Below are 18,850 nucleotides of genomic sequence, written 5' to 3'. Positions count from 1 at the left end.
TTTGTCAAACTTTCACGAATTATAGAAAATCAAATTCGTGAATCTTGGCTAATAAATTAATCTATATCTTTTTCATATTCCTTGATATGATCAAATTCGGGATAATGTTTTCTAGCTTTCGACCATAAAAGATACAAGGCAGGAATTACAAAAAGGGTTAAAACTAAAGAGAAAATTGTTCCTCCAACGATGACAACTCCCATCCCCATTCTGCTGGTTGAAGCTGCTCCAAGTGACATTGCAATGGGTAATGCACCCAACGAAATCGCCAAACTTGTCATTAATATTGGTCGAAGTCGTGCTTCTGAGGCTTCCAGAATGGCTTCTAATTTTGGTTTTCCTTGCTCTCGCAATTGATTGGCAAATTCCACAATCAAAATACCGTTTTTGGTTACCAAACCAATAAGCATTACGGTTCCAATTTGGCTAAAAATATTCCAAGTTTGGTCAAACAACCACAGGGAAAACAAAGCTCCTGCAACCGCCATTGGCACTGTCAAAATGATGATAAATGGATCGATAAAACTTTCGAATTGTGCCGCCAAAATCAAAAATATCAATAGCAAAGCCAATCCAAAAGCAAAGGAAGTATTCGAACTACTTTCTACAAAATCTCTAGATTCTCCACCCAAATCAGTAGTAAAAGTATCGTCTAAGACTTTGGCTTTTATTTCGTTCATTGCGTCAATTCCGTCGTTGATACTTTTGCCCGGAGCAAGACCAGCCGAGACGGTTGCCGACATATAGCGGTTGTTGTGATACAATTGTGGCGGATTGCTTTTTTCTTCAATGGTCACCACATTATCCATTTGGATTAATTCGCCTTTGTTGTTTTTGACAAACATCGCCGTTAAATCCATTGGTTTTGAACGGTCTTTTTGTTCGAATTGTCCAATGACTTGGTATTGTTTTCCGTTTCTCATAAAATAACCAAAGCGCTGCCCGCTCAAGGAAAGCTGAAGGGTTTGGGCAATGTCAATTACGGAGATTCCCAAGCTCTCCGCTTTTTCGCGATCGATGGTTACATTTATTTCCGGCTTGTTGAATTTCAGGTTGACATCAGTTGTCGAAAAAGTTTCATTTTTCGATGCTTCATCCATAAAGAGTGGAATTTTTTCTCGCAATTTTTCAAAGTTTGGAGCTTGAATAATATACTGAATGGGTAAACCGCCACGTCTGTTTACTGCAATCGTTGGTTGCTCCATCACCGATATTTTGGCTTCTGAATATTGGTTTGTCAATTTGGTTAGTTTTTCGGCTATCTCTTTTTGGGAAAGTTTTCTTTCTTCTGGTTCTTTTAAAGCAATTCTGATGAATCCATTGTTTACCGAAGAAGCCGAAAATCCGGGAGCCGTAATCACCAACGCCACTTTCTTCTCTGGAATAGAATCATCGACCAATTTTGAAATTTCCTGCATAAATCGCTCCGTGTATTCGTAAGTCGAGCCTTCGGCAGTATTCATTCTTAATGTTAAAGCACTTCTGTCGTCATAAGGTGCAGTTTCTTTTTGCAATAGATTAAAAAAGACATAAATCAAGCCAAAACATACAATTAGTATAGGGAAGCTCAACCATTTTTTCTTCATAAAACGTTCCAATGAACTGGCGTAACCTTTGTTTAATTTTACAAAATATGGTTCTGTTTGGATGTAGAATTTTGATTTTTTCTGTTCGCCACTTTTCATCAAATAAGCATTCAACATTGGCGTAAGCGTAAGCGAAACAAATGCCGAAATTAATACCGCTGCCCCAATGACGACGCCAAATTCCCTAAACAATCTACCAACAAATCCATCGAGGAATATCACCGGAAGAAATACCGCTGCCAAGGTTATGGAAATGGATATTACGGCAAAAAATATTTCGTTTGAGCCTTTGATGGCGGCTTCAATAGGCGTCATTCCTTCTTCGACTTTCTTAAAAATATTTTCGGTAACCACAATTCCATCGTCGACTACCAGACCAGTCGCCAGAACAATGGCGAGTAATGTCAATACGTTTATAGAAAAGCCGAACAGCCACATAATAAAGAAGGTGGCAATCAACGAAACAGGAATGTCAATTAATGGTCTAAAAGCTATGGCCCAATCCCTAAAAAACAAGAAGATTATCAAAATTACCAGAAGGATTGAAATCCCTAGTGTTTCGGCAACTTCAATAACTGATTTTTTAACAAAATAGGTGGTGTCTAATGCAATATTTATATTAATATCTTTGGGTAAATCCCTTTTTAATTTTTCAAATTCTTTATAAAATTCATTTGCAATATCCAAATAATTGGCTCCAGGAAGTGGTACAATGGCAACACCTACCAATGGCATTCCAGACTGCGTCATTTTAGTTTCCAGATTTTCAGGCCCTAAAATGGCGGAACCAATATCGCTAAAACGGACTATTTTTTCTCCATCAGTACGTATGATTATGTTGTTGAATTCTTCAGGAGTAGAGAGGTTTCCAACTGTTTTTACGGTAAGTTCCGTATTGGCTCCAGTAATTTTACCTGAAGGTAACTCTACATTTTGTTTGTTTAAAGCATTCCTGACTTCTGCAACGGTACAGCCGTATGAAGCTAATTTTACAGGGTCAATCCACAAACGCATTGCATATCTTTTTTGCCCCCAAATTTGCACGCCACTTACGCCGGGAATGGTTTCCAGTCGTTGTGAAATCACATTTTCGGCATAATCGCTCAATTCCAATGGGTTTCTGGAATCGCTTTGGACTGTCATCGAAATAATGGCATCTCCATTGGCATCAGCCTTTGAAACTACTGGCGGCGCATCAATATCTTGGGGTAAACTTCGGATGGCTTGGGAAACCTTGTCGCGTACATCATTTGCCGCTTCTTCCAAGTTTTTATTCAGGTTGAATTCGATGGTTATGTTGCTACTTCCCTGAGTACTTGAAGAAGTTACATTCCGAATTCCATCGATCGAATTGATGGCTTTTTCCAGCGGTTCCGTAATTTGGGACTCAATAATATCAGAATTGGCTCCCGTGTAATTGGTACGAATGGAAACTTGCGCGGGATCAATTGATGGAAATTCCCTGACACCAAGAAAGGTGTAGCCTATAATTCCAAATAACACAATTAATAAATTGATGACAATGGTAAATACGGGTCTTCTTATGCTTGTTGTTGATAAACTCATTTAGGATATGCGATTTATGATATTGGATATACGATTTAAGAATTGGAATCTAAATTCTAAATTATTTGACTTTCACTTTTACGGGACTGTCTTCTTTTAACGACATAACGCCGCTGGTTAAAACTGTATCTCCCACTTTTAGACCAGAAAGCACCAAGATGGAAGCATCAGTTCTGGTAGTAGTTTCGACCATAACTTCTTTGGCTTTTCCCATATTCGAAATAAAAACTTTTTTCCCGTCTTGTACTGGAACAATAGCTTCAGTTGGAATAACTATGGCATCTTTAATGATATCCAAAGGCAATTGAACATTGGCAAAAGTTCCGGGCAATAATTTTCCATCTTTATTTTCGGCAAGGGCACGCACTTGTAAAGTTCTGGTGGCAACGGCCACTTCGGGTTCTATGGCATACACTTTGGCCTGATATTTTTCGGTTGATCCAGATACCGTGAAACTTAAATTGGAATTGGATTTTACCTGATTGGCATATTTTTCAGGAATAGAAAAAGTGATTTTTAATTTGCTGATGTTAACTAATTTGGCTACCAAAAGGCTAGGAGTGATGTAGGTTCCGGGCGAAATGGAGCGCAATCCAATCTTTCCCGAAAAGGGTGCTCTAACTGAAGTTTTTGCAATTTGTGCATCAATTAATTTTACTTGGGATTGTGCCAATTTGAAGTTGGCTCTGGCCACATCATACTCTTCTTGACTGATGGCTTCTTTTGCCAATAATAGTTTCGCTCTTCTTTCGTTTTCGGATGCCAATCCTTGTTTGGTTTTGGCTTGAGCCAATTGTGCTCTTAATTCGATATCATTTACTTTAAAAAGGAGCTGTCCTTTACTTATATTGCTTCCTTCTTGAAAATTAATACTTTCAACAATTCCAGAAACTTCAGAGCGAATTTCTACTTGTTCATTGGCTTCAATTGACCCGGATAGAGAAAGATTATTGTCGAATGTTTCGGCTTTTACAACAATTCCGTTAACGGTTATTGATTTATTTTTTCCGTCTTTTCCTTTGGATTCGCCATTTTTGTTATTGTTTGAAGTAATTCTATAAGCTATAAATCCCCCGAAACCAATAATTAGGAGGGTGTAAACAATATGTTTTATTTTCATATAAATGTAAAAAAGGTGAGATTAAACTATACTTATCAATGTAAAGAAGACAAATTTAGGGTTTAGAATTTGGAATAATGGGAGTTTTGTCAATTATTTAACAACTGATTAACAATGAATTTTAATACTATAAAAAGTACGATTTGGTAAGACTGAAAAATAATAAAATGGTTTAATTTAAATTTAAAGAAAATCCGTTTTATCTGCGTTTTTATGAAGTAAATCCCATTGTTCAGGGTACTACAACATTCATTAACTACTACAATTCCAGATGTTTTTCTTCTTAGTCAACTCAATATAAGTAGCTCTCAAATCTGCATTTTCAGAGTTTTAAATCATTAGGTTAAATTCTATTGTGATAAAAACAATACAAATTTTCATAACAAAATTGTTCCACTATTGTTTCAGGGGTAATATCTTTGTTAAAATCATTTTTGAAATTATAATTTGATAAAAAAAGTGCTGATAAATCCATTAAATTTCTGGCTAGTTGAGGAAAATCTGTAGCACTATAAATTCCAGGTAATGGTTCAATCGATCCGTCAAAATCACTCCCAATACATGCTATATTCCAAGAATTTAAATCATTATCATCGAGTACTATTGCTATATGCTTGATATGATTCCAAATGATTTCGGCAGATGCGAATGCAATGTTTTTTTTAGAATGTAGTTTTTTTATAATATTTTTCTTTGCTAATCTTCTGCTGTCCATTTGAATAGCAAAAAGACCATTGCTTTTTGAAATTTTCACGAGCTCTTCATCATAAAAATTAATGTCCGATTCGCTAAATAGTGATTCAGAATCCAAGGTTTCAATAGTTGTCCAAGAAGTTCCAGTTACAGCTCCGTGACTAATTAAAACAGGAATTTTTTCTTCCTTAAAGTATTCATCTAAATATTGATAATATTCTTTTCGAGAGGACAGGCTCATGTGTTTTAAATCGGGATAAATTACTTTGCCATTTTTATTGTCCAATAATGCGTTTAAAGCTTTAAAGCCTAAGTTGGTAAAACCATGGTTTAACATTTCATTTTGATTGACCAATTTACCTAGAGGATCTAAACTTTTTGCATGACCACAAAAATCATTAATGAAATTATGAGCAAAAGTTATGGTCATAGGTGCAATTTCCCAATTTTTAACTTTGTAAATATTGTCAATAACTTCCTTTTCATTTGTTTTTCTTCCGTATTTTTCTAATCCCGAATTAAAGACGTGCGCTCCTTCAATAGAAAATACAATTGCCGTTTTATTATCGTTTTCTAATAATTTAAAATCATCCTTTTTTTGGGGAAAATACAATTCGATTTCATTGTTCTCTTTGATTGCTTCCAACAAGAAATTGTACTCTTTTTCAAGATCTTCAAAATAATTTAGATGTTGCTGTATGTTTCTAATTCGGTAATAACTAATTCCAATTATAGCATTCGCCAAGAATGCAGAAAGACTTCCTTTTCCGAGAAGATTGATAAAAAAACCTTTCTCAAAAGGGTATAGCGAAGCAGTAACTAATTTTACATTTCCCTCTTTTAATGACGAAAAATCGGCTTGCGAAAATTTTGCAATACTAAGTTTTCGACAGACTAGTTTTCGGAAATAACTATTCTTTTGTTGAAACCAAATATTTCTTCTTCTCCTGCCATAAGGGGTATCTTCAAAAGAATGTCCATAAGTTTTTAATGAGGGATGACAATGAAAATCTGCAAATTTGAATTGTTTTTCCATATTGACTACATTGTTTCTTCAAAAATAAAAGGTGTTTGTATTGCGTTTTTTTTAATCAATTGATGATGAAGTCTAAACGCCTTTATTAAAGAATAGCTTTTATATGGGAACTGATGTTCCAGTGCAAATTCTTTGATTATTTCAGTGACTTTCGGCAAATAGGCTGAATTTATATTGGGAAATAAATGATGTGCCAAATGGTAATTAAAATTATTCATCAAGTGTTTTGAAATAAAATTTTCACCATTAAGATCGTTAGTCGTGTTAAATTGATGCCTTATCCAAGAGGTTTGAAGTTTGAAATCTTCATTAGTAATAGGAAATTCGTTGCCAACATTGACGTGTGGGGTAAGTAAAATGACCATTCCCAATAAACTTCCGCAAATCATTTGCACCAAAAAACCAACTATAGCTTGACTTAGTTCAATATTAAAAACAAGAACAGGGATTATAATTGCGTAACTAAAAAACAACAATTTGAAAAACCACAATTTAAAATGTTCAGTTAAAGGGATTTTTACAAATTTTCGAATGTATCGTTTGGAGGAGTAAAAATCTCTAAAATCTCTTACTAATAACCAATTTAGCAAGAATAATGGGTAAAGCAAAAAAATCCAATAATGTTGGTATTTTTGAATGGGCGAAAAAGTTTCACTTGGAAAGAGTTTGAGAGGGTTTCCTTGTTCAATATCACTATCCCATCCTATAGTATTTGGATAATTATGATGCATGCTGATGTGTCTGTTCATCCAAATAAAACTATTGGCTCCCATACAATCAAAAAAGTACATCATAACTTTATTTTTCCATTTCTTTTCGAATAAAGTGTTGTGGCAGGCTTCATGAATAAGATTAACAAAAATTAAAGTGGTCATAATTCCCATGAAACCAAAAAATAGAAAATACAGTGCTGGTGTTAATTTGTATTGTATCGCCAAACACCAAAAAAGAAAATAAATAAAAGGCAACACAAAGGCTTTAATCTGGTTTTCATAATTTTTCTCTTCTAAACTCAAGCGCTCCTTAACTTTCTCTTTTAGCAGAATAAAATTTTGATCCTCTTCCGTAGATTTTATAAAAGTTGGTTTTTTAAACATCTGTACAAACATTTAAAGTTAGTACTAGTAAAAATACAAAAAATACTATAACAAAATGATTTTAAGTGATTTGAAAATATTAACTAATATAATTCCAGATGTTTTTCTTCTTAGTCAACTCAATATAAGTAGCCCTTAATATAGCATTTTCAGTATTTTGCATCGGTGCATCGTCTTTCAATATTTTTAGGGCATAATTTCGTGCTAATATCAAAATATCTCGATCTCGAACAATATCAGCAATTTGAAGATTGAGAACTCCACTTTGTTGGGTTCCCATCAAATCGCCTGGACCACGAAGCTTGAGATCGACTTCGGCAATTTCAAAACCGTCATTCGTGCCGACCATGGTTTCCATTCGGGTTTTGCTGTCGGCACTCAATTTGTGGCTCGTCATCAGGATGCAATAACTTTGTTCGGCTCCACGACCTACACGACCTCGAAGTTGGTGGAGTTGCGACAATCCAAAACGTTCCGCACTTTCAATGATCATTACGCTGGCATTTGGAATATTCACACCCACTTCAATCACGGTCGTGGCGACCATAATATTGGTTTTTCCATCGTGAAAGCGTTTCATTTCGGCCTCTTTATCGGCTGGTTTCATTTTGCCGTGAAGGATGGAAATGGCATATTGTGGCAACGGAAAATCGCGGGAAATGCTTTCGTAACCGTCCATCAAATCCTTGAAATCCATCGATTTCGACTCTTCAATCAATGGGTAAACGATATAAATTTGTCTACCAAGGGCTATTTCATCCCGAATAAATTTCCAAACTTTCAAGCGATTGCTGTCAAATCGATGTACGGTTTGGATGGGTTTTCGCCCCGGAGGCAATTCGTCAATAACCGAAATATCCAAATCGCCATACAAACTCATCGCCAAGGTTCGCGGAATAGGTGTGGCGGTCATCACCAAAACGTGTGGCGGAATTTCGTTTTTTTTCCACAATTTCGAACGTTGTTCCACCCCAAAACGATGCTGCTCGTCAATCACTGCCAAACCTAAATTTTGAAATTTCACCTTATCTTCTAATAATGCGTGCGTACCAATCAGAATGTGTAAACTACCGTTTTCGAGTTCTTCGTGAATGATTCGTCGAGTTACAATTTTAGTTGAACCAGTAAGTAGTTTTATGTTGATATTTAGTTCTTTGGCTAATTCTGTCAAGCCATTGAAATGTTGGTTCGCCAAAATTTCTGTAGGCGCCATCAAACAAGCTTGAAAGCCGTTGTCCAAAGCAATCAGCATACTCATCAAGGCCACGATTGTTTTCCCAGAACCTACGTCGCCTTGTAACAATCGATTCATTTGGGCGTTGCTTCCCATATCTATTCGGATTTCCTTGATGACTCTTTTTTGCGCATTGGTCAGTTCAAAAGGCAGGTGATTTTGGTAGAAATCATTGAAATATGCGCCCACTTTCGTAAACGGATGTCCTTTTATTTTATGTTTCCGAATGAGGTTTTTGGTGATTAATTGCAATTGGATATAAAACAATTCCTCAAATTTCAATCGGTATTGGGCTTTCGCCAAAGCTTCGGCACTTTTGGGAAAATGAATGTAGAATAAAGCCGCATTTTTCGGAATCAGTTTCAATTCGGCTGTCAGATAATCAGGTAAGGTTTCTGTGAATTTTGCTTGGGTTTCCAAGAACAATTGCTGCATCATTTTATTGATTACCCGATTCGAAATCCCACGATTGGCCAAGGTTTCGGTTGATGGATAAACCGGTTGCATTGCAGATCGAAGACTTTGTTCATGTTCTGTCATCAATTCTATTTCGGGATGCGCCATATTGAAAACATTCCCGAAAGAAGTGCATTTCCCGAAAATCACACACATTTCATTCAATTTCAAACTCTCGCGAATCCATTTATGGCCTTGAAACCAAACGAGTTCCATTTGCCCTGTGTCATCCACGAATGTGGCCACCAATCGTTTTTGGTTTTTGCCAAATTCAACAGTTTTTACGTTGATGATTTTACCGATTATTTGCACCTCTGCAATATTGTTTTGCAATTCGTTAATCTTGTAATAACGTGTTCGGTCAATATAGCGATTGGGAAAAAAATTGAGTAAATGACTGTATTTGTGAATTCCCAATTCCTTGCGCAGCAAAGTGCCGCGGTTGGGACCGACGCCTTTGAGGTATTCGATTGGGGTTTCTAGGAGGTTTTGCTGCATACTGCGAAGATAGTTTTTTGTTTGGAAAATAGGAAATGAGATTTTATTGAATTGACGTTGGTTTTAACCAACGGATTATGAATTTTGTTGGGTTTGGCTTTAGCAAAATAAATTGGTTTATTTTGGCTAAAGCCAATAGATGAATTGTTAATATATTCCGTCGGTTAAAACCGACGGCAATTCAAATAATAGTTTAAAAAAAGAGTACCCTCAAAAGTAAATTTGTGAAATCTCTACTAAACACAATATCTTTGAACAATCAAATTCATAAAATAAAATGACAACTCATCTCGCACTGCTTCGTGGCATCAATGTTTCTGGACATAATATGATAAAAATGGAGGTTTTGAAATCGGCATTAGAAGCCGTTGGTTTTCAAAACGTACAAACATATATCCAATCGGGAAATGTTTTTGTCGATACCGAGAAAGAAAATGCTGCTGCAGTTGGTTTCAAAATTAAGCAGGAAATTTTTAAGGCTTTTGGTCACGAAGTTCCTGTAGTGGTTATTGGCAAAACCGATTTAGAAGCTTGTTTCAAGAACAATCCTTTTTTGAAAGAAGCTAATTTAGATATTAAAAAATTATATGTCGCTTTTATATCTACCACTTTGCGAAGCGATAGTCTGAATGATTTAAAAATGAGTCAGGTAAAACCCGATGAAGCCAGTATAGATTCAAGTCGAATTTATATAAAATACGATGTTGGTGCAGGAAAAACTCGATTTGACCAAAAGTATATCGAGAAAAAATTGAGCGTAACGGCAACGATTCGGAATTGGAATACAGTAACGCAATTGTTAAAAATGTATGAGGAAAGATAATTCCAAAATGAGACCATAAAAATCTGTAAAAATACGTTCAATCCGTGTAATCTGTGGCTAAAAATCTACCACAACTGGTTCACTTCGTTTTTAAGGAAAGCCAATGCGACGCTGCTTGGCGATGGTTTTGTCATTAAATCGTTTAGAATACTTTCTCGTAACTGATGAGCATCACTAATTTTTTCGTTTTTTGCAGCCAAAAGAATCATTTGAATGGTGGCATTTTTGGAAGTGGTAATGGTTGACCAACATTCTTCTGAAACATAAATTTGTTGTGCTAAATTATGTTCGTATTCTTGCTCAATTTGGGCGATTACAAAGTTTTGATAATCTGTTTTATCTTCTGAAATTGGGGTAATCCGAACCAATAATTGCGATGGATTGATGCGTTCCAAAAATAACGTCATACGCTCGTAAGCTTGTAAACGCAAGGATAAAGTGTCTGGTTTTGATTCTTTTTGCAACAAATAGTTTCGTTTTGCATTTTCGTTTTTGGTGTAAAGTTCGAAAAAACTATAGGCAACAAATGCCATTATAAGTGTTGGTAAACTGTAACTTATTAATTCTATTATTCGTGTTGAATCCATTTTAAATTAAGTTTGGTTTTAATTTTTTTATCCAAAGACAAATTAACGAATAAACCAATAAACTTATAGTACATTTGCTGAAATTTTATAAAAAAATGGAATTCTACATCCTAATTTTGCTTTGTCTGGCCGCTTTTGTGGCAGGATTTATAGATGCCATTGTGGGTGGTGGCGGATTGATTCAAACCCCAGTTGGATTAATTTTGTTGCCCAATCTTCCAGTTTCTACCGTAATTGGAAGCCTTAAAGTACCCGCTTTTAGTGGAACCTCCTTTGCTGCTTATCAATACTTGAAAAAGGTCGATATGAACTGGAAGCTATTAATTATAATGATGATTTTGGCATTTCCATCGGCTTTTTTGGGTTCGACTTTGTTGACGTATGTGAGCAATGATTTTATGAAACCTTTATTGCTGGTGGTACTTTCGCTTTTAGTGGTTTATACGTATGCTCAGAAAAATTTTGGACAACATATTGTAAAAACACATTCGGCTCGAACTCAAGTTTTTTATGCAGTGTTAATCAGTTTTGTGGTGGGTTTTTATGATGGATTTATTGGGCCTGGAACAGGAAGTTTTTTGGTTTTGGCATTTATAGCCTTAATGGGATTTGATTTTTTGCACGCTTCTGCCAATGCCAAAATGGTCAATTTAGCGACTAATTTTGGTTCGATTTGCTTGTTTATGCTCAAAGGGAAAATCATTTGGGCAGTTGCAATTCCTATGGCTTTTAGTAATGCTTTTGGAGGTTGGTTGGGTGCCAAATTAGCCATTAATAAGGGCAATAAATTTATCCGAATCTTCTTTTTAGTTGTAGTTATAGGCACCTTGATACGGTTTGCCTATGATGTTTTTTATAAATAAACACAAAAAAAACTCCTCAATTGATTAAGGAGTTTCTTCTCAAAAGTCGAAATTTTATTTCTTTATAATTTTATCTAAAACTGCTTTTTCCGAATAGTTGATCACGTTAAGAATAATTTCTTGGTTTTTAACCGTCTTTCCTTCGATGACATAGAGCTTTCCGTTTCCGACAGGTTTGTTGCTTTTATCAAAATCGATGTCTCCATATTTCAAACAGTTTTTGATATCGATAGTGTCTATCCATTTTTCGGCTAATACTTGCGAAGCTTCATCCGAATAATAAAAAGGTTTATTTCTTAAATCATTCAAAACACGAGCATTTGGAAAATAATTGCAACGGGTATCTTTTCCGCTGAATATGGCAGCAACAACAAATAATCCCATAATTAATCCTACTAAATAATAGGCGAAACGATGTGCGAATTTCATATATGTAATTTTGATTTTTTAGTGGTCATATATAATATCGCCTTTTCTTAATTGGAGTTTATCTCACAATGTATTATTTTCATCGGAGTTCGATGATTTTACAATTGTTTGCAACAAACTTTTTTTAGTGGCGATTTTATATTTTAATTTTTGGCAAATATAACTGAAAGTTTAATTAAAACACGATTAAATTTATATCGCTATTTGGTAAGTCAAACCAATCGCCAATCGCTTTGTTGGTAAGGATTCCGTGGTATAAATACACTCCATTTTTCAAACCATTATTACACCGAATAGCACTTTCAATTCCTCCATCTTCGGCAATTTGTAATAAATAGGGAGTGATTATATTGCTAATTGAGAGAGAAGCTGTTTTGGAGTATCGGGAAGGAATATTGGGCACACAGTAGTGTAAAACGTTATTTTTGACAAAGGTTGGTTTCTCGTGAGATGTTACTTCTGAAGTTTCAAAGCAACCTCCTGTATCAATGCTTACATCAACAATTACGGCTCCTCTTTTCATATGTTCGACCATAGTTTCGGTAACAATAACGGGACACCTTTCTTTACCTCGCATAGCGCCAATAGCCACATCGCATCTTCTCAAGGCTTTCAATAAAGATTTGGGTTGAATGGTAGAAGTGAAAATTCGTTGATTCAAATTGTTCTGCAAACGGCGTAGTTTTCGAATCGAATTGTCAAAAACTTTTACATTTGCACCCAATCCAATAGCGGTTTTGGCAGCAAATTCGCCCACCGTTCCCGCGCCAAGAATAACAACATCGGTAGGAGGAACGCCTGTAATATTGCCAAATAACAATCCTTTTCCAAATTCATTGGTAATCATCAATTCGGCAGCAATCAAAACGGAAGCTGTTCCTGCAATTTCGCTCAAAGATTTCACGGCAGGATAGGAGCCGTCTTCGTCTTTGATATATTCAAGTGCTAATGCGGTTATTTTTTTCTTGGCCAAAGCTTCGAAATACGTTTTCTTCCTTGTTTTGATTTGAATTGCAGAAATGATAATCGAATTTGGATTCATCATTTCAATTTCGGCTAAACTGACTGGTTCGACTTTTAATAGCATCGGACAACTAAAAACCTTATTGGTATCGCTTGTAATTTCGGCTCCGGCATTGGCATATTCTTTATCCGAATAACTCGAACTTTCTCCTGCGCCAGCTTCAATCATTACCCGATGTCCTTGATAAGTCAACGAATTCACAGCATCAGGAGTGAGGCAAATGCGACGCTCTTGATAACTGGTTTCCTTAGGAATTCCAATGAAGAGTTCGCTTTTGTGTCTTGCTATTTCCAGCTTTTCTTCCTGAGGTAATAACTGTTGTTTTGTAAATGGAGATATTATTGCCATTGTTTGGTAAATTTAGAGGGACAATTTACATAAAAAGTTTAAAATGGACAATTCCGATTGATTTAAATTAACGTTAAAGAGCGTTTTCCATCCGAAAGCAATTTTATTGTAATCACCGAATGCGAATCCGGAATAAGGTTTGGGATTTTTTCGGCCCATTCGATAAAACACCAATGTCCAGAATATAAATATTCGTCAGCGCCCATATCTAATGCTTCTGTTTCAATTTTTAATCTATAAAAATCAAAATGATAAACGATTTGATTGTCACTAGTTTGATATTCATTAACTAAAGAGAAAGTTGGACTACTTGTTGCTCCGTTCACACCAATTTTTTTAGCCAAAGCCTTTATCAAAGTAGTTTTTCCAACACCCATTTCTCCGTGAAATAGCATCACTTTATTCGGATTTTCTGCTATAATTAGCTGCGCCACATCATTGATTTCATCTAATGAAAAAGTGATTTCCATTGTTTAAATTTGTTTAAAGTTTAAAGTTTAAGGTTCTTCCCTGCAAACTGAAAACAGAGACTGAATACTATTTTATTTTGGATTGAAAATCAAAAACGGAATAATCATTTCTTCTAACGAAATGCCACCGTGTTGATACGTATTTTTATAATAACTAACATAATGATTGTAGTTGTTCACATAGGCCAAAAATAAATCATTTTTTGCAAAAATATAAGAACTACTCATATTTATAGTAGGTAAACCAATATTTTTTGGGTCTTTCACCGCATAAACATCTTTTTGTTCATAGGTCAAACTGCGTCCTGTTTTGTAACGCAAATTCAAGCTGGTGTTCTTGTCACCAATTACTTTCGAAGGATTTTTTACGTTTATTGTTCCGTGATCGGTGGTCAAAATCAATTTGAAACCTAATTTTTGAGCTTGCTGAATAATTTCTAAAAGAGGGGAGTTCTTGAACCAACTCAAAGTCAACGAGCGATACGCTTTATCGTCGGAGGCGAGTTCTTTTACGACATCCATTTCGGTTTTGGCGTGCGAAAGCATATCGACAAAATTGTAAACTACCGTAACCAAATCGTTGTTTTTATAAGCTTTGAAATTTTCAACTAATTTTTTTCCTCCAGCCAGATTGGTGATTTTGAAATAATCTTGTTTGATATTCAATCCCAATCGTTTTAATTGAGCAGTCAAAAAATCGGCTTCATACAAGTTTTTTCCGCCTTCTTCGGGATCGTTTTTCCAATATTGTGGAAATTGTTTTTCCATTTCGAGTGGCGTCATTCCTGAGAAAATAGCGTTTCGAGCATATTGAGTGGCCGTGGGCAAAATAGCGTAATACGGTACTTCTTTTTCTAGTTTGTAATGGTTGCCAATCACACTTTCAAACACTTTCCATTGGTCATAACGCAAATTGTCGATGACCACAAACAAAATAGGCTTGTCTTTTTTGACGATTTCAGGAACCACTAATTCTCGGAATAAAGTGTGCGATTGTATGGGTTTGTCCGCTTTTGGAGCAAACCAATCTTCGTAGTTGCGTTCGATAAATTTCCCGAATTGCGAATTGGCTTCTGCTTTTTGCGATTCCAGAATTTCTATCATTCCTTGGTCGTCAATATTTTCGAGTTCGAGTTCCCAAAAGATTAATTTTTTGTACAATTCTACCCAATCTTCATAGGAATTGACCATCGCCATTTCCATCGAAATTTTGCGGAATTCTTTCTGATAATCCAAAGTGGTTTTTTGCGAAATCAATCTCGAATGATCCAAATTTTTCTTCAAACTCAACAAAATCTGGTTCGGATTGACTGGTTTGATCAAATAATCGGCAATTTTAGAGCCAATGGCTTCCTCCATAATATACTCTTCTTCACTCTTGGTAATCATAATCATCGGAATGGAGGATTTCTTTTCCTTCATTTCCGAAAGGGTTTCCAAGCCGCTCATTCCGGGCATATTTTCGTCCAGAAAAACAATATCAAAATTGTTTTCGTCAAAAATATCAATCGCATCACGGCCGTTATTGCAGGTGGTGACACTGTAATTTTTCTTTTCTAGAAATAAAATATGTGGTTTTAGGTAGTCAATTTCGTCATCGACCCAAAGTATTTTTATCTTGTCCATAATTGTAAGTAAAAAGAATTCAAAAGTAAACATTCAATACGCCAAATTAGCTTTTTTATTATCGAAAGTTTCCAATGAAGTGATAATTTAATATTATTTTAAGGTATTGGGTTTTGCTTTGTCATTGCGAGGAACGACGCAATCTCATTTGTTGCTCTTAGGTAAGAATAAATAAATAATTATTTTCATATTTTGTAGGAATTATTTAATATATTTGAAAGAGAATAATTTCTGGTTTTCGTCAGATATTAAAATAAACGAAATAGAAATGAAAGAATTTGAAAAAATAGAAATAAATGAAAAGTCTATAAATGAATATTCTAAAATATTCATTGAGCAATGCAAAAGCAATCAATTTTATAACAAGAATGTATTTTTTACAGAAAATCTTTGTGGTTCAAAATTTAATCAATTTCAAGTAATTGGAAATTTAGGTGGATTTCCAACGCAAACTGAATTTATTGGCGACACAGATTTTTTTATAATTTCTGACTTTGATTTTGAAGAATTGATAAAGGGAAATGTTGCTAAAAAAATTATAGAATTAGAAAAAAGCTATAATTCTAAAGGAAGAAAACATACTAAATTAAAAATCTTGACTGAAAAGGTTTTAATAGAACACATTCATCAAAGATGTTTAGAAATAAATGACCAAGTTACATTAAACTTAATTAATGATTTAATATGAATTTTTTAGCAATTGATCTAGAAACGGCTAACGCTGATTATTCGAGCATTTGTCAAATTGGAATTGCAGAATTTCAAAATGGAGAAATAATCGATAAATGGAAAGTCTTAATAAATCCTGAAGATTATTTTGATCCATTTAACGTTTCAATTCACGGAATCAGTGAAAAAGACGTTAAGAACGCTCCTACTTTCAAACAAGTTTATGAAGAATTAAATAATCGTTTGAACGGCAAAATTACTATTCATCATATGCCTTTCGACAGAATTGCAATCAATAGAGCTTGTGATTGTTATAGTTTGGAACATACTAGTCCAAAATGGTTAGATAGCGCCAAAATAGTTAGAATAACTTGGACAGATTTTGCTCATAGTGGTTACGGTCTTTCAAATATTGCAAAACATTTAAATATATCCTTTGAACATCACGATGCTTTGGAAGACGCAATTACAGCTGGAATTGTGGTTATTAAAGCAAGTGAAATGTCAAATTTGACAATTGAAGAATGGTTTAAACGAGTTGGTCAACCAATTTTTAACTACAAAAATGGTTCATCAAGAATCTATTTAGAAGGAAACCCAGAAGGACAATTTTATGGTGAAAATATTGTTTTTACGGGAGCATTATCAATTCCTAGAAGCGAAGCAGGAATAATTGCTTCAAAAATAGGTTGTAAAGTAACAAATTCAGTTGCAAAAACCACAACAATGTTAGTAGTTGGTTTACAAGATGATACAAAACTAGCTGGATATGAAAAAAGTTCTAAGCATAGAAAAGCAGAAGAATTAATTGAAAAAGGAATTAGCATTAGGATTTTATCTGAAAATGATTTTGTAGAAATCTGCAATTTAGCAGAAAACGAATAAAAAATATATGTCAATAGCCAATCCAAATTGTTCCAAAAATGAAACAAAACACTCTAATTTTAATCGGTTTTATTACACTCAAATTTGTGCTGCAATACTTTCTGATTAGTCCAGCCTACGACTTACAACGGGATGAATATTTGCATCTTGATCAAGCCAACCATTTAGCTTGGGGATTTCAGTCGGTGCCACCATTTACCTCTTGGGTTTCGTATCTCATTCTGTTATTAGGAAACTCATTTTTTTGGATAAAATTTTTTCCGGCACTTTTTGGAGCATTGACCCTTTATGTGGTTTGGAAAGCCATTGAAGCACTGAACGGAAATACATTTGCGTTAATTTTAGGAGCAACCTGTGTCTTATTTTCAGCACTTTTGCGTTTAAATATTCTTTATCAACCGAACTCTTTTGATGTGCTGTGCTGGACAAGTATATATTTTATCGGCATCAAATATTTCAAAACAGAAAACACAAAATGGCTTTTTATAGGCGCTATAGTATTTGCGCTAGGATTCTTGAATAAATACAATATTGTGTTTTTGCTTATTGGATTATTTCCTGCCGTACTCTTTACACAACAGCGCAAAATAGTGCTTCAACCTAAACTATATCTGGCTTTATTGACTGTGTTGTTGCTTATTTTGCCTAATTTGTTGTGGCAGTACAACAATAATTTTCCGGTAATTGCTCATATGAAGGAATTATCAGCAACAAAATTGGTGAATGTAAACAGAATTGATTTTTTGAAGGCCCAATTGCTGTTTTACATAGGTTCCATTTTTGTAATTTTTTCCGCTTTTTATGCCTTACTTTTTTACAAACCCTTTAAGCTGTATCGTTGCTTTTTTTGGAGCATTCTTTTTACTTTGGTTGTATTTATGTACTTCAAAGCCAAAGATTATTACGCCATTGGAATTTACCCCATTTACATTTCGTTTGGAGCCGTTTATCTAGAATCTATTTTGCAGGACGGTTGGAAAAAGTATGTAAAGCCTGTATTAATCAGTATTCCACTGTTATTGTTTATTCCTTTTTACAAAATTGGATTTCCTAATAAAAGTCCGGAATACATTGTGCAACATCAAGAACCCTATAGAAAATTAGGCATGCTTCGTTGGGAAGATGGCAAAGAACACACCTTGCCACAAGACTTCGCTGATATGCTGGGCTGGAAAGAATTGGCAATAAAAGTGGATAGTGTTTGCGCTCAATTACCAAACCTGAATCAAACCCTTATTTTGTGCGACAATTATGGGCAAGCAGGAGCCATAAATTATTATACAAAAAACAAAAAAGTAGTGGCTCAATCTTTTGACGCCGACTATATCAATTGGCTTCGTTACGACAAAAAAATAGTGGATGTGGTTCTGGTCAAGGAAAGCAATGACGAAGGCAAAAACCGCAAAACCGAAATTCCGTTGTTTGACAAAGTGTATTTGGCAAGCCAAAGAATCAATGCATTTGCTAGGGAAGATACAATTTCAATTTATGTACTTCGTGGGGCAAAAGTCGATATCAACAAACGAATAAAAGACGAGGCAGATAGAAAGCAAAACTAGCTCCGCAAAGTCTGCGCCTTTGAGGATGTGTTTGTCGGTCTGTGACTGACTTTAAAACAAAATCGGTTGAAAACCGAAAATCACTACCTCAAAGTCGGAGACTTTGCGGAGCAGCTACAGAAACTAATCATACCAATGGATTTAAAAAAGCATTACGATACCCTTTACAAAGAATCGATGGAAAAAATTGTTGCCGATAACTACCATATCGAAAGCCAAATCGACCCTCGCTCCGCAAAGTCTCCGACTTTGAGGATGTGTTTCTCAGTCTGTGACTGACA

15 protein-coding genes are annotated in these 18,850 nt (G+C 35.0%); 5 read left to right on the top strand and 10 right to left on the bottom strand.

Going from position 1 to position 18,850, the window contains the following annotated elements; genetic code table 11:
- Nucleotides 1-56: 56 nt before the first annotated feature.
- The 5 genes from FNW17_RS13105 to recG form a co-directional block, all read right to left on the bottom strand.
- On the bottom strand, nt 57-3,152 hold the full coding sequence (locus FNW17_RS13105; RefSeq protein WP_144071864.1) for an efflux RND transporter permease subunit: 3,096 nt from the start codon (nt 3,150-3,152) through the stop codon (nt 57-59).
- 61 nt (nt 3,153-3,213) lie between these two features.
- The gene (locus tag FNW17_RS13100; RefSeq protein ID WP_144071863.1) at nt 3,214-4,272 is read right to left on the bottom strand and encodes an efflux RND transporter periplasmic adaptor subunit; all 1,059 of its coding nucleotides are present in this window, start codon (nt 4,270-4,272) and stop codon (nt 3,214-3,216) included.
- Nucleotides 4,273-4,615: 343 nt separating this feature from the next.
- On the bottom strand, nt 4,616-6,001 hold the full coding sequence (locus FNW17_RS13095) for a membrane dipeptidase (protein ID WP_143391950.1): 1,386 nt from the start codon (nt 5,999-6,001) through the stop codon (nt 4,616-4,618).
- Nucleotides 6,002-6,006: 5 nt separating this feature from the next.
- Nucleotides 6,007-7,098, bottom strand: a complete 1,092-nt coding sequence (locus FNW17_RS13090; RefSeq protein ID WP_185964858.1) for a fatty acid desaturase family protein — start codon at nt 7,096-7,098, stop codon at nt 6,007-6,009.
- A gap of 79 nt (nt 7,099-7,177) precedes the next feature.
- Nucleotides 7,178-9,286 carry an ATP-dependent DNA helicase RecG gene (gene recG, locus FNW17_RS13085; RefSeq protein WP_144071862.1) on the bottom strand — a complete coding sequence of 703 codons (2,109 nt, stop codon included), beginning with the start codon at nt 9,284-9,286 and terminating at the stop codon, nt 7,178-7,180.
- Between the two features lie 277 nt (nt 9,287-9,563).
- On the opposite strand from recG, the gene FNW17_RS13080 reads away from it, so the two are divergent.
- A complete protein-coding gene (locus FNW17_RS13080) occupies nt 9,564-10,109 on the top strand; it encodes a DUF1697 domain-containing protein (RefSeq protein ID WP_143391947.1) in 546 nt (181 codons plus the stop codon).
- A gap of 65 nt (nt 10,110-10,174) precedes the next feature.
- Here FNW17_RS13080 and FNW17_RS13075 read toward each other — a convergent pair whose 3' ends face one another.
- Entirely contained in the window at nt 10,175-10,696 is a 522-nt protein-coding gene (locus FNW17_RS13075; RefSeq protein ID WP_143391946.1) for a DUF7935 family protein, read from the bottom strand.
- 95 nt (nt 10,697-10,791) lie between these two features.
- Here FNW17_RS13075 and FNW17_RS13070 point away from each other — a divergent pair, with 95 nt between their 5' ends.
- A complete protein-coding gene (locus FNW17_RS13070) occupies nt 10,792-11,559 on the top strand; it encodes a sulfite exporter TauE/SafE family protein (protein WP_144071861.1) in 768 nt (255 codons plus the stop codon).
- Nucleotides 11,560-11,613: 54 nt separating this feature from the next.
- Here FNW17_RS13070 and FNW17_RS13065 read toward each other — a convergent pair whose 3' ends face one another.
- The 4 genes from FNW17_RS13065 to porX form a co-directional block, all read right to left on the bottom strand.
- Complete coding sequence (locus FNW17_RS13065) at nt 11,614-11,988, bottom strand: DUF4258 domain-containing protein (protein WP_143392078.1); 375 nt, start codon at nt 11,986-11,988, stop codon at nt 11,614-11,616.
- 175 nt (nt 11,989-12,163) lie between these two features.
- Nucleotides 12,164-13,360 carry an alanine dehydrogenase gene (locus FNW17_RS13060; RefSeq protein ID WP_143392079.1) on the bottom strand — a complete coding sequence of 399 codons (1,197 nt, stop codon included), beginning with the start codon at nt 13,358-13,360 and terminating at the stop codon, nt 12,164-12,166.
- Between the two features lie 62 nt (nt 13,361-13,422).
- A complete protein-coding gene (gene tsaE, locus FNW17_RS13055) occupies nt 13,423-13,830 on the bottom strand; it encodes a tRNA (adenosine(37)-N6)-threonylcarbamoyltransferase complex ATPase subunit type 1 TsaE (protein WP_144071860.1) in 408 nt (135 codons plus the stop codon).
- Between the two features lie 72 nt (nt 13,831-13,902).
- Nucleotides 13,903-15,456: a T9SS response regulator signal transducer PorX gene (porX, locus tag FNW17_RS13050; RefSeq protein ID WP_143392081.1), complete on the bottom strand. Its 1,554-nt coding sequence runs from the start codon at nt 15,454-15,456 to the stop codon at nt 13,903-13,905.
- Nucleotides 15,457-15,724: 268 nt separating this feature from the next.
- Here porX and FNW17_RS13045 point away from each other — a divergent pair, with 268 nt between their 5' ends.
- Genes FNW17_RS13045 through FNW17_RS13035 form a run of 3 tightly spaced genes read left to right on the top strand, consistent with a single transcriptional unit; the run spans nt 15,725 to nt 18,569 of the window.
- A complete protein-coding gene (locus FNW17_RS13045; RefSeq protein WP_144071859.1) occupies nt 15,725-16,144 on the top strand; it encodes a hypothetical protein in 420 nt (139 codons plus the stop codon).
- Nucleotides 16,141-17,010, top strand: coding sequence for an exonuclease domain-containing protein (locus tag FNW17_RS13040; protein ID WP_144071858.1), 870 nt, complete (start codon nt 16,141-16,143; stop codon nt 17,008-17,010). Before FNW17_RS13045 ends, FNW17_RS13040 begins: the two co-directional genes overlap by 4 nt.
- Before the next feature lie 38 nt (nt 17,011-17,048).
- Complete coding sequence (locus FNW17_RS13035) at nt 17,049-18,569, top strand: ArnT family glycosyltransferase (RefSeq protein ID WP_144071857.1); 1,521 nt, start codon at nt 17,049-17,051, stop codon at nt 18,567-18,569.
- Nucleotides 18,570-18,850 lie beyond the last annotated feature (281 nt).

Source organism: Flavobacterium franklandianum (assembly GCF_007097365.1).
In the GTDB taxonomy this organism is placed as follows: domain Bacteria; phylum Bacteroidota; class Bacteroidia; order Flavobacteriales; family Flavobacteriaceae; genus Flavobacterium; species Flavobacterium franklandianum.
This window is presented reverse-complemented; position numbering and strand designations above follow the sequence as displayed.

Coding starts and splice junctions, on each gene's coding strand:
- FNW17_RS13070 (WP_144071861.1), top strand. CDS start 10,792: ATGGAATTCTACATCCTAATTTTGCTTTGTCTGGCCGCTTTTGTGGCA.
- FNW17_RS13095 (WP_143391950.1), bottom strand. CDS start 6,001: ATGGAAAAACAATTCAAATTTGCAGATTTTCATTGTCATCCCTCATTA.
- FNW17_RS13090 (WP_185964858.1), bottom strand. CDS start 7,098: ATGTTTAAAAAACCAACTTTTATAAAATCTACGGAAGAGGATCAAAAT.
- FNW17_RS13035 (WP_144071857.1), top strand. CDS start 17,049: ATGAAACAAAACACTCTAATTTTAATCGGTTTTATTACACTCAAATTT.
- FNW17_RS13100 (WP_144071863.1), bottom strand. CDS start 4,272: ATGAAAATAAAACATATTGTTTACACCCTCCTAATTATTGGTTTCGGG.
- FNW17_RS13060 (WP_143392079.1), bottom strand. CDS start 13,360: ATGGCAATAATATCTCCATTTACAAAACAACAGTTATTACCTCAGGAA.
- FNW17_RS13105 (WP_144071864.1), bottom strand. CDS start 3,152: ATGAGTTTATCAACAACAAGCATAAGAAGACCCGTATTTACCATTGTC.
- FNW17_RS13040 (WP_144071858.1), top strand. CDS start 16,141: ATGAATTTTTTAGCAATTGATCTAGAAACGGCTAACGCTGATTATTCG.
- FNW17_RS13075 (WP_143391946.1), bottom strand. CDS start 10,696: ATGGATTCAACACGAATAATAGAATTAATAAGTTACAGTTTACCAACA.
- FNW17_RS13065 (WP_143392078.1), bottom strand. CDS start 11,988: ATGAAATTCGCACATCGTTTCGCCTATTATTTAGTAGGATTAATTATG.
- porX (WP_143392081.1), bottom strand. CDS start 15,456: ATGGACAAGATAAAAATACTTTGGGTCGATGACGAAATTGACTACCTA.
- FNW17_RS13045 (WP_144071859.1), top strand. CDS start 15,725: ATGAAAGAATTTGAAAAAATAGAAATAAATGAAAAGTCTATAAATGAA.
- FNW17_RS13080 (WP_143391947.1), top strand. CDS start 9,564: ATGACAACTCATCTCGCACTGCTTCGTGGCATCAATGTTTCTGGACAT.
- recG (WP_144071862.1), bottom strand. CDS start 9,286: ATGCAGCAAAACCTCCTAGAAACCCCAATCGAATACCTCAAAGGCGTC.
- tsaE (WP_144071860.1), bottom strand. CDS start 13,830: ATGGAAATCACTTTTTCATTAGATGAAATCAATGATGTGGCGCAGCTA.